Source organism: Pseudomonas sp. SDO5215_S409, from assembly GCF_054071325.1.
Map to the genome: position 1 here is coordinate 1 of NZ_JBSVWN010000096.1, position 10,932 is coordinate 10,932.

At 63.0% G+C, this 10,932-nt stretch carries 10 protein-coding genes; 2 read left to right on the forward strand and 8 right to left on the reverse strand.

The window, feature by feature from the left end:
- Positions 1-195: 195 nt before the first annotated feature.
- The 7 genes from ACW9H9_RS27530 to ACW9H9_RS27560 all read right to left on the reverse strand — a co-directional run bounded on the left by ACW9H9_RS27530 (position 196) and on the right by ACW9H9_RS27560 (position 6,065).
- Positions 196-978 (reverse strand): MetQ/NlpA family ABC transporter substrate-binding protein, encoded by a 783-nt coding sequence (locus ACW9H9_RS27530; RefSeq protein WP_457344410.1) that lies wholly within the window; start codon positions 976-978, stop codon positions 196-198.
- A gap of 147 nt (positions 979-1,125) precedes the next feature.
- Positions 1,126-2,079 carry a sigma 54-interacting transcriptional regulator gene (locus tag ACW9H9_RS27535; RefSeq protein ID WP_457344458.1) on the reverse strand — a complete coding sequence of 318 codons (954 nt, stop codon included), beginning with the start codon at positions 2,077-2,079 and terminating at the stop codon, positions 1,126-1,128.
- A 23-nt stretch (positions 2,080-2,102) separates the two neighbouring features.
- The gene (locus ACW9H9_RS27540; RefSeq protein WP_457344409.1) at positions 2,103-2,684 is read right to left on the reverse strand and encodes an alpha/beta hydrolase; all 582 of its coding nucleotides are present in this window, start codon (positions 2,682-2,684) and stop codon (positions 2,103-2,105) included.
- Positions 2,685-2,941: 257 nt separating this feature from the next.
- Positions 2,942-3,343: an ExbD/TolR family protein gene (locus tag ACW9H9_RS27545; RefSeq protein WP_457344408.1), complete on the reverse strand. Its 402-nt coding sequence runs from the start codon at positions 3,341-3,343 to the stop codon at positions 2,942-2,944.
- Position 3,344: 1 nt separating this feature from the next.
- Positions 3,345-4,067, reverse strand: coding sequence for a MotA/TolQ/ExbB proton channel family protein (locus ACW9H9_RS27550; protein WP_457344457.1), 723 nt, complete (start codon positions 4,065-4,067; stop codon positions 3,345-3,347).
- Positions 4,068-4,119: 52 nt separating this feature from the next.
- A complete protein-coding gene (locus ACW9H9_RS27555) occupies positions 4,120-4,932 on the reverse strand; it encodes an energy transducer TonB (protein WP_457344407.1) in 813 nt (270 codons plus the stop codon).
- A 281-nt stretch (positions 4,933-5,213) separates the two neighbouring features.
- A complete protein-coding gene (locus tag ACW9H9_RS27560; protein WP_457344406.1) occupies positions 5,214-6,065 on the reverse strand; it encodes a LysR family transcriptional regulator in 852 nt (283 codons plus the stop codon).
- A gap of 104 nt (positions 6,066-6,169) precedes the next feature.
- Here ACW9H9_RS27560 and ACW9H9_RS27565 point away from each other — a divergent pair, with 104 nt between their 5' ends.
- Positions 6,170-7,357, forward strand: a complete 1,188-nt coding sequence (locus ACW9H9_RS27565) for a CynX/NimT family MFS transporter (RefSeq protein WP_457344405.1) — start codon at positions 6,170-6,172, stop codon at positions 7,355-7,357.
- On the opposite strand, the gene ACW9H9_RS27570 is transcribed toward ACW9H9_RS27565, so the two are convergent.
- Positions 7,328-9,679: a TonB-dependent receptor gene (locus ACW9H9_RS27570; protein WP_457344404.1), complete on the reverse strand. Its 2,352-nt coding sequence runs from the start codon at positions 9,677-9,679 to the stop codon at positions 7,328-7,330. The genes ACW9H9_RS27565 and ACW9H9_RS27570 overlap by 30 nt on opposite strands.
- A gap of 155 nt (positions 9,680-9,834) precedes the next feature.
- Here ACW9H9_RS27570 and ACW9H9_RS27575 point away from each other — a divergent pair, with 155 nt between their 5' ends.
- The gene (locus tag ACW9H9_RS27575; RefSeq protein WP_457344403.1) at positions 9,835-10,779 is read left to right on the forward strand and encodes a LysR family transcriptional regulator; all 945 of its coding nucleotides are present in this window, start codon (positions 9,835-9,837) and stop codon (positions 10,777-10,779) included.
- The last annotated feature ends 153 nt before the right edge of the window (positions 10,780-10,932 follow it).

Below are 10,932 nucleotides of genomic sequence, written 5' to 3' on the forward strand. Positions count from 1 at the left end.
CGCTCCGCGTGGGAATGCAGCCGGTGACGCTCTGCGTCACCCTGGCGCAAGGCTCCAATACGCGTTGAATGGCGGGACGCGGAGCGTCCCAGGAGGCATTCCCACGCGGAGCGTGGGAACGAGGGGCGGGCAATAAAAAACGCCGACGCTGTGGTAGCCGTCGGCGTTGAAACCTTGAAGGGGGTTTTCGGTGAATCAGAACGCTGGCACGACCGCGCCGTTGTATTTCTTCTCGATGAAGGCTTTGACTTCAGGACTGGTCAGGGCCTTGGACAGTTTCTGGATCGCGTCGCTGTCTTTGTTGTCCGGACGGGCCACCAGGAAGTTCACGTACGGCGACTTGGCGTCTTCGATGATCAGGGCGTCCTTGGCCGGGTTCAGGCCCGCTTCCAGCGCGTAGTTGGTGTTGATCAGGTCCAGGTCGACCTGGTCCAACACGCGAGGCAGCAGGGCCGATTCCAGCTCTTTGAATTTCAGGTGTTTAGGGTTGCTGGCGATGTCTTTTGGCGTGGCCAGGGCATTGCTCGGGTCTTTAAGCGTGATGACGCCCGCCTTTTGCAACAGCAGCAAGGCACGGCCGCTGTTGCTGCCTTCGTTCGGGATGGCCACGGTGGCGCCGTCTTTCAGGTCTTCGATCTTGGTGATTTTCTTGGAGTAGCCGCCAAACGGTTCAACGTGCACACCGACCACGGTGACCAGGTTGGTGCCCTTGCCCTTGTTGAAATTTTGAAGGTACGGCAGGGTCTGGAAGTAGTTGGCGTCCAGACGCTTTTCGGCCACTTGCACGTTCGGCTGCACGTAGTCGGTGAAGACTTTGATTTCCAGGTCCACGCCTTCTTTGGCGAGGGTCGGCTTGACCAGTTCGAGGATCTCCGCGTGCGGGATCGGGGTGGCGGCAACCACCAGTTTCTCGTTGGCCTGGGCGATGCTTGCAGTCAGGGCAGCCGCCAGTGCGGTAAACAACAGAACCTTTTTCATGCAGTGTCCTTATCGAAAATCCGGGTCGTCTCTGACGTCCGCTTTAGGTGGGGTGCCAGCGAAATGCTATCGCGGCGTGGAAGGGACAATATCGGTATTTTTTATTCCCGAACAATACTTTTTATTCACGTTGATATTCCATTTGGTTCATACAGACACCAACCCCTCCAGCAGACGCTTCAACGCAATACGTTCGGCTTCGCTGCCGCTGGCCAGCAGTTGCCGCGCCTGGTACTCGATCTGCGCCACCGAAGGCAGCGGCAGGTTCAGGTGCTCCGGCAAAATTTCTTCGCCACTGCTCACCAGCAACGCAAAGTGAATGACGTTCTCCAACTCCCGCGTATTGCCCGGCCAGCTGTGATGCTCGAGCGCGTGCTGGGCAGCTTCGCTGATCAGCGGCACCGGCAGGTCCAGGCGTTGGCTGTAGATGCCCAGGAAATACTCGGCCAGGGACAGGATGTCACCCACCCGTTCGCGCAGCGCCGGCAGTTGCAACTGGCCTTCGCTGAGGTAATGAAACAGGCGCTCGTGGAACTTGCCCGCCGCCACGGCCTGGGCCAGGTCGATGCTGGTGGCGGCCACCAGGCGCACGTCCACCGGGCTGGGCTGGTGGGCGCCGACGCGGGTGACTTCGTGGTTTTCCAGGGCGGCCAGCAGCTTGACCTGGATCGGCAACGGCAAGTCGCCGATCTCATCGAGGTACAACGTGCCGCCATTGGCCGAGCCAAACCAGCCCGCCCGGCTACTGGCCGCGCCGCTGTGGGCACCGGCGGCATAACCGAACAATTCGGCGTCGGCGTACGTGGGGCTGATAGCGCCGCAGTTGACCGACACAAACAGGCCAGTACGGTCGCTGCCCCGGTGGATATGGCGCGCCAGCAGCTCTTTACCGCTGCCGGTTTCGCCGCGGATCAACACGGGCAGGGCACGCGGAGCGAGGCTTTCGAGATCCTCGCGCAGTTGACGCGAACGCGGGTCGACAAACACCAGCGCCTTGGCGCGGATGCTCAGCGGGCTCTTGTCGGCGTCGGGGAAAGTCAGCAGGGGCTGACCGAAGGTTTCATGCAGGCTCTTGGCAGACTCCCGCCCCCATCCACACAGGGGACGGGGGCGTTTAAAAGTGTTCAGGCACGGCGCCGGGCGTGATGCTCCAGGCGGTTTTGCAGGCGGTAGAGGTAGGCGAAACCCTGTTCCCAACGTTGGTGGCCAGACTTCACATTGATATGCCCGGCCCCCGCAAGAATCCCCGCTTCGGCCCCCCAATTCAGCGCCAGCTCCAGCGCCCGCGGGGCACTGACGGCAGCGTCGTTATCGGAGCCGACAACTTGGCTGGGAAACGGCAACAGGTCGGTAGGAATCGGCGCAAAGTTGCGCAGGGCAGGTGCACAGGCAGGCCGTTCGACATCGGCCGGCGCCACCAGCAACGCGCCGCGCACCTGGCGCAGGCAATGCGCAGGCGCCGTCGCGGCCCAATGGGCCACCGTGATGCAACCCAGGCTATGCGCGATCAGGATCACAGGGGTGCTGTCGGCCGCGATGGCTTCCGCCAGCGCAGCCACCCAGTCTTCCCGGCGCGGCGTGAACCAGTCAGCCTGCTCCACGCGAGCGCTGTTGGGCAGGCTGTTTTGCCAATGGGTTTGCCAATGATCTTCTGGCGATCCTTGCCAGCCCGGCACGATCAGGTAACGAATCGACTCGCTGTGCATGGGTGTGCCCTCCTGCAACGTTTAACGGTGCTGAGCAGTATAGGCACGCGGTATATATAGGTTAAGGAATAAGAAGCTATTTATTAATAACCAAAAAGCCAGATGGGGTGAGCGACAAGCGGGGCTAGGGACGTGTGGATTTTTGCGCACAAAAAAAAGGCCGCACCCTGCCAAGGAGACGGCCAAAAAACAGGTATCAACCGCAAGCACCAAGCCAAACATCACTTGTCGCTTGCCGCTCAGCACTCACTCCTGCGCTAGCGCGCCGTAATCACCGACAACTTGGTAATCCCCGCGCGTTCGATAGACGCCATGGCTCGCGCCACTTCGCCATAGTTCACGCCGTCGTCCGCTTGCAGTTGCACGCGCACGTCCGGGTCTTTGGTCTTGGCGGCCTGCAGGTTGGTTTCCAGCAGGTCGGGCTGGATAGGGTCTTTGTTGATAAACAATTTGCCGCCGCCGTCGATGCTGACCACCAGCGGGTCTTTCTGCTCCACCGGGGCCACGGCCTCGGTCTTGGGCAGGTTGATCGGGATCGAGTTGGTCAACAGGGGCGCGGTGACGATGAACACCACCAGCAGCACCAGCATCACGTCCACCAGCGGCGTGACGTTGATCTCGCTCAGTACCTCATCGCTGTCTTGAGTGGAGAAGGCCATGTCAGGAGGCCTCCTTCACTTTGTGCGCGCCGGTGTGGGCCGCTTTGGTGAGCGTGGGGTGCAGCAGCACGCGGAACGAATTCTTTTGCGCCAGGCTGTAGAAGTCGTGGGCAAAGTCGTCAAGGTCGGCAGCCGTCAGCTTCAGGCGGCGCAGGAAATAGTTGTAGACCAGCACCGCAGGCACCGCGACGGCAATCCCCACGCCGGTTGCAACCAACGCGGCACCGATGGGGCCGGCCACGGTTTCGAGGCTGGCGGAACCGGCGGCGCTGATGCCTTTAAGGGCTTCCATGATGCCCCACACCGTGCCGAACAGGCCGATGAACGGCGAGGTACTGCCGATACTGGCCACCACGGCCAGGCCGGTTTCCAATGAGCGGCGCTCACGCACGATCTGCTGGCGCAGGGCGCGCTCGAGGCGGTCCTGGTGGTTGATGGCCTGGCTCAGGTCGGCGGCGTGCGGGGTGTCGCCCACCTGGATCGCCGCGTAACCGGCCTGGGCCACACGGGCTGCGGCGCCGGGCTGGGTGTCGGCCAGTTCGGCGGCAGCGTCGAGGCTCGACGCGGCCCAGAACTGTTTGTGGAACTTGCGATCCTGGTTCTTGAGGCGACCGAACTGGAACCCCTTGAGCAGGGCCAGGCCCCAGGTGGCGACCGAAAAGACCACCAGCAGCCAGATCACCGCGCCTTCGATGGATTCAGTTGGAGATGCTAATGCCATGATGTTTTCCCTCTGTGCAGAGCGCGGGGTGTGCAACACACCGCGCCTCAAAAAATTAATGAATCTTGAAATCGATCGGTACGCTCACCCAGCCGTCCTGAGCCACATCGCCCTGTTTGGCCGGCACAAAACTCCAGCGCTTCACGGCGGCCAGTGCGGCGTCGTCAAGTTGCTGGCGACCGCTGCTTTTCTGGACCTGGATTTCACCCGGCTTGCCGCTGGCCAATACGTGCACCCGCAACAACACCGTGCCTTCCCAGCCCCGGCGCTGAGCCAGTGACGGGTACTCGGGCGCCGGGTTCTTCAGGTACGCCGCGTTGGCCGACGCCGGGGTGACCGGCGCGGGCGAAGGCGGCGCTGGAGCCGGTGCCGGAGCAGGCGGCGCCGGTTGTGGTGGCGCGGGCGGTTGCTCGATCGGCTTGGGCGCAGGCTTGGGCTCGGGCTTTTGCACGGGCTTGGGCTTGGGGATCTTTTTGGGCGCAGGCTTGGCGGCCAATTCATCCACCACCGGCGGCGGTGGCTCGACCACGGGCGGTGGCGGCGGTGGCGGCACGGGCGGCGGCGGTTGCACCACCGGCGGGGCCGGCTGCGAGAACTCGATGGTCATTGGCGGAATTTCGGGCGGCACAATCGGCAGCACCGGCGTGGGCTTCTGGGCCACCCAGTAGATCACCGCACCGTGCAGCGCCAGCGCCAGCAGGCCGAGTAACAAGGCCTCGCGGCGCTTCAGGATGCCCTTGGGGGTTTTCTGCAACCGCAGTTGCCCCAACGGCGCACGATGCGTGCGGCCAAGGTCGACCAACTCACCACCCGGCGCCTGGCGCCATTGCGCCTCAGGTGCACTGGCAGCGGTCTGGACATTGCCCATTGATTAACTCCCCTACGTTCTTTAAGCAAAAAAACCGACAGTCCCGCCTGAAGCGGCTGTCGAGGGGTGAATCATCTGGCCTGGATGCTTATCTCTTAAAAGAATATTTGAAGCTTCATATAGAAGAATAATGAATATAAGAAACATACGGAAACGCAAAAGCCGCGTGATTCAAGGGCTGTAGCCAAGGCGAAAAATATCGATGCCTTAAAGGCATGAAAAATATTCGTGAAAGGCATCGATTTTGAGCGCGCAAAGCACCCGAAACCGCGGCATAGACGCTACCCAGGGTTGCTTTCGCACAGGGCCATCAACTCCTCCTGAAGCGTCTGCCCCGCCGCGCCCTGCCCGCTGCGGCCGTACAACGCCAGCCGCACGCCCTGCACCACCGGCAGGCCGCTGTCGGCACCCAACACCCGATGCCCGCGTTGCACCACACGCACCGGCAAGAGGCTGATACCCAAGCCCGCCGCGACCGCCGAACACACACTGGCCAAACTCGCGCTGCTGTAACCAATGCGCCAGCGCCACCCGCCCACTTCCAGGTGGTGCAGCATTTCGTTGCGGTACAAACCGCCCACGGGGAATGCCACCAGTGGCAGCGGGTCGCGCGCCAATGCCGGCGTGCGGCGGCTGTCCACCCAACACAGCGGCTCGGGCCAGGACGCCAGGCAGTCGTCACTGTCGCCCATTTGCTTGACCAGCAGCACGTCGAACTCACCGGCACGGTACTGGCGCAGCAATTCGGGGCCCAGGCCGCTGGTGACCTCCAGGCGTACCCGCGGGTAGGCCCGCACAAAACCCGAAAGCAACGGCATCAGGCGCTCGGCGGCAAAGTCCTCGGGCACGCCCAAACGCAGCACGCCGTCGCTCTGTTGATTGATCAGGACCTCCGCCGCTTCCTCGTGCAGCGCCAGGATCCGCCGGGCGTAGGCCAACAGGCGCTCGCCCTCGGCGGTGGCGACCACGCGGCGCTGGTCGCGGTCGAGCAGCTGGCACGCCAAGGCGTCCTCCAGACGGCGGATCTGCTGGCTCACGGTGGATTGGGTCAAGTGCAGCCGCTCGGCGGCGCGGGTGAAATTGCCGCAATCGGCCACGGCCATGAAGCTGCGCAGCAACACAGGGTCGAACATTCGGCTCACCATCACGTTTGCCACTGGTTGGCATGGTTATATTTAATTTCAGCATACTTGGGTGGCTGGCCATACTGCACGCCTCACCCTGCTAAGAATTTCCCATGACACTTAACAAATCATTGGCCGGCTGGGGCCTGCTGATGGTGCTGGGCCTGAACTTGCGGCCCCTGCTCAGTTCCATCAGCCCGCTGCTGGGCGAGATCCGCCAAGCCACCGGCCTGAGTTTCCAAAGCAGCGCCCTGCTCACCAGCCTGCCGGTGATATGCATGGGCCTGGTGGCGCTGGTGGGGGTGCGCGTAGAGGCGCGCCTGGGCGAACGGCGCGGTATTGCACTGGGCTTGATGATGATTCTGTCGGCGTGCCTGGTGCGCTGGCTGTTCGGCCAGGCATCGGCATTACTGACCACCGCCCTGCTCGGCGGCGCGGGGGTGGCGCTGATCCAGGCGTTGGTGCCGGCGATGATCAAGCGTGAGTTTCGTCAGCGCGTGCCGTTGGCGATGGGGGTGTATTCGGCTTCGCTGATGGGGGGCGGCGGGTTGGCGGCGCTGCTGAGCCCCGTGGTGGCCACGCAGTTTCAACAGTGGCAGGCCGGGCTCGGTATCTGGTTGCTGCCTGCGCTGGGCGCGTTGCTGCTGTGGGCCTGCCTGCCGTTGGGGGCGCCGAAAAGTGCCCAGGTGGCGCCCACATTCAAGGGGCTGCGCAACCGGCGAGCCTGGTTGCTGGCGCTGTATTTTGGCCTGGTCAATTGCGGCTACATGAGCCTGGTGGCGTGGTTGCCTGCCTTCTATCAGCAGTTGGGCTGGGGCGTGTTGCCGAGCGGTTCGCTGTTGGCCTACATGACGATTTTCCAGGTGAGCGCCGCACTGCTGATGCCCGCGCTGGCGCAACGCGGGATCGACCGTCGACCGCTGCTCGGCATCAGCCTGCTGGCCCAACTCATGGGCTACCTCGGCCTGCTGATGGCGCCCGCGCATCTGCCCCATGTGTGGGTGGCACTGGCGGGCTTTGGCCTGGGCGCCTGCTTTGCCCTGAGCCTGCTGCTGACCCTGGACCACCGCCGCGACCCGCGCGAGGCCGGGCAACTGGCGGCGTTCGTGCAGGGCGTGGGCTTTTTGATCAACGCAGTATCGCCGTGGCTGACCGGCTGGCTGCGCGAACTCACCGGCAGCTTTAACGCCGCCTGGGCAGTGCTCGCGGTGACGGCGGTGGCGATGCTGCTGGTGACGCGGCTGTTCAGCCCGGCCACCTATCGCCACGGCTCAGAAGTCGTAGCGCCCGGTCACGCCTAGGGTACGCGGCGTGCCCAGCAGGCCTTCGTAGCCGCCGTTCCCGGCGGTCCACAGGGTGGTGTAGTAGGTTTTGTCGAAGGCGTTTTTCAGCCATAGCGAAACATCCCACTGCCCTTGCTGATAATTCCCACGAAGGCCGGTGGAAAGGTTGACCACCGCATAGCTGGGGATCTGACCGTAGGTGGAGTCTTCCACCGTGCCCACCGCGCTGGACCGAAACGCATAGCTGGCGGTGACGTAGGGCTCGAAGCCGTTATCCAGGTTCCATTTGTATTCGCCGTTGGCATTGGCGATCCACTTGGAGGCGCCTACCACGGGATGCCCGGTCAAATCACACGAAGCGGGCGCTCCCGGACGCAGGCTGACTTCCGGCGGGCACGGTGCGTTGCTGTACGACAGGTAGCGCACATCGTTGTAGGAGCCATTGAGGTTCAGCGTCAGACCTTTGATGGGCACCAGGGTGCTTTCCACTTCCACGCCCCGCGAGCGTACGGAGCCTGCGTTGGTCAGGTACTGCACGCGGTTGGTATCGTCGTAAGCGTTGGTCTGGTAGCCGTTGACCTGGGTCCAGAACAGGTTGGCGTTGAGCTGCAGGCGGCGGTCCCACAGGGTGCTCTTGAACCCCAGCTCGGCGTTGTTGGCCCGCTCGGTGCCGATCAACAGCGAATCGGCTCCGGCCGTGGGCGCAGAGCCCACAGCCAGGTTGACCCCGCCGGACTTCTCGCCGTGGGACAGGGTTGCGTAGCCCAGCAGGTTGTCGGTGAAGTGATAGCTGAGGTTGAGCAGGCCGGACGGGCTGGTGCTGTATTGGTTGAGGTCGCCGGAGTCATAAGCCCCCGCGCGGCCACGCCGTGCCGTGGCCGCGGCGCCGCTGACCGCATCACCGCCCACGGCTGCATCGCGGCTGACCCACGCGCTTTTTTGCTCGTAGCTGCCGCGCACCCCAGCGGTGAAATCCAGGCGTTCAGAAAGGTGCCAAGTGCCCTGTGCGAACAAGGCAAAACTGTCGGTACGAATGTGCCCGTTGCCAAGGCTGGTGACATTGTTCAGGGCGCCCGTGGGGGTGCCATTCCAGATGTCGGCCTTGGGGCCGTAATAGGCGAAGGATTGGTTGTCCAGATCGGAACCGAAATAATAGGCGCCGAGCACGTAGTCAAACAAACCGCCGGCGGGCGAGGCCAGGCGAAATTCCTGCGACCATTGCTTGTCTTGCACCGATACCCCGGCGTTGTAGCTGGCGGGCACGTTGAGGCCGTCGTCGTTGCGCGGGGTGAAATTCCACCAGCGGTACGCGCTGACCGAGGTCAGGGTGAAGTCGCTCGGCAGGGTCCAGTTGGCCTCCAGCGAGGTGCCTCCCTGAAACACGGTGACGTGCTGGTCGCTGTCCAGGTTGACCTGACGGTGGGTGCCGTCCACCAGCGTCGCGCCAGCGGCAGCCGCCCGCGAGGCGTACAGATTGGTGCCGTTAATGGTCGGCCCGGTGCTGTAGAGCACGCGGGTGCCGGCGCTGGAATCTTCTTCGTTGTAGTCGCCGATCCAGCGCAGGTTGAAAGCATCGTTGGGCTTGTACAGCAGTTGCCCACGAAAGCCCTGGCGTGAGCCGCCGTTGAGGTCGTGGCCGTTGTAGTCATTCTTGATATCGCCGTCGCTGCGGGTGCGATAGGCCGAAAAACGTCCCGCCAGGTCCTCTGTGAGCGGGCCGGAAATCGTACCCTTGGTCTGGAAGTATCCGTCTTCGCCCAGCGACGTTTCGACGCTGCGCTCGGGGGTGAAACTCGGCGCACGGGTGCTGATGTTGATCACCCCGGCAGTGGTGTTCTTGCCGAACAGCGTGCCTTGCGGGCCGCGCAGGACTTCGAGTTGCTCGATGTCCATGAGGTCGAACACCGCCATGCCCGGGCGGCCTAGGTAGACGTTGTCGATGTACAGCCCCACGCTGCCCTCCAGCCCGTCACTGGCCGGGTTGTTGCCCAGGCCGCGAATCGACACGCTGGACTGGCGCGCATGCATATACGCCACGTTGACGCTGGGCACCAATTGCTGCAAATCCTGAATGCGGTACACCCGCTGGCTCTCCAGCGCCTGCCCGCCGATCACGCTCATGGGCGTGGGCACCGCCTGGGCGCTTTCGGTGCGGCGGCGGGCCGTCACGGTGACTGTCTCCAACTGCCCGCTGGCGCCCTCTTCCGCGCTTTTTACCGCGGGCGTCACCTCGGCCGCCTGGCTCGTTGACCACCCTGCGCAACCCGCCAACAGCAAGGCCAGCGGCAAGCGTTTAAGCGGCCAGTTGGACGGTGACACGGGGGGTTTCGACAGGTTCATCGGCGGCTCCAGGATCAGGAAAAATGCCAGAACGCATATTCCCAAAGGCTATTTATTTATGTTTTTACAAACTTTTACTGCATAAGAGATTGCCTTTATAAGGAGTCCACCGGATGCATAGCCAATGCATTTGCCCGATATTTTCAATGTGAAAAATGCATATCGACCTGCGCCAACTTCGTCACTTCATCGCCCTCGCCGAACACCGCAGTTTTGTCGCGGCGGCGCTCACCGTGAACCTTTCGCAATCGGCGTTCAGCCGTAGCATCCAGGCACTGGAGTTGAGCGCCGGTTGCCAGTTGGTGGACCGTGGGCGCAAGGACCTCGCGCCCACCAAACAAGGCCTGGTTCTGCTTGAACACGCGCGAAGACTGGTCAGCGGCGCCCGCCAGCTGGCCAACGAGATCAGCCAGTTCAACACTCTGGAGGCGGGCGAAGTACGCTTCGGCTGCGGCCCTGCCCCCGCTGCCGGGCTTGTGCCACGGGCCATCGGCAGTTTCATCGGCCGCTACCCCAAGGCTCGCGTGCAGTTCCAGGTGGACGACTGGCAAAGCCTGAACAAACGCCTGCTCAGCGAAGAGTTCGAGTTCTTCGTGGCCGACACCCGACACTTCGAAGCCCACCCCGACTACCACACCCACCGCCTGCGCCCGCGCAAATGGCACTTCTGCTGCCGCGCCGGGCACCCCTTGGCGGCCCAGCCCAGCGTCACCGCCGCCGAGCTGATGAGCTACCCCATGGCCGTGACGATTCGCCCGCCGAACCTGCGCAAAGTGATCGTCGACCTCAGTGGCCGGCCCGACTACCTTCCCAACGTCGAATGCGAAAACGGCTACAGCTTGCTGGGCGTAGTCCTGCGCTCCGACGCCATTGGCATCGTCAGTGCCAACAGCGACGTGCTGCACATGGCGCGGGGTGAGCTGGTGTGTTTGCGCGTTGAAGGGTTGGCCGAGGAACGGGAGGAGCGGTACACGCGTTATGGGATTGTCAGCCGGGCGGGGTATCGGTTGTCGCCCTTGGCCCAGGCGATGATCGAGGAAGTAAAGGCGGTGGATGAGCAGGATGAGGACGGGTGGGTGTTGGAGCATTTTGCCGTTTAGAGCAGTGATAACTTATGGCCATTATGCGCAACTAGTTGCGCACTAAACTGTGGATAACCCTGTGCATACATTTAGGCAGGTCATGCCCATAAAGACTTCCAGGCAAGTGCGCAAGAAGTTGCACAGCAGTGCGCAACTTCTTGCGCACTTTTT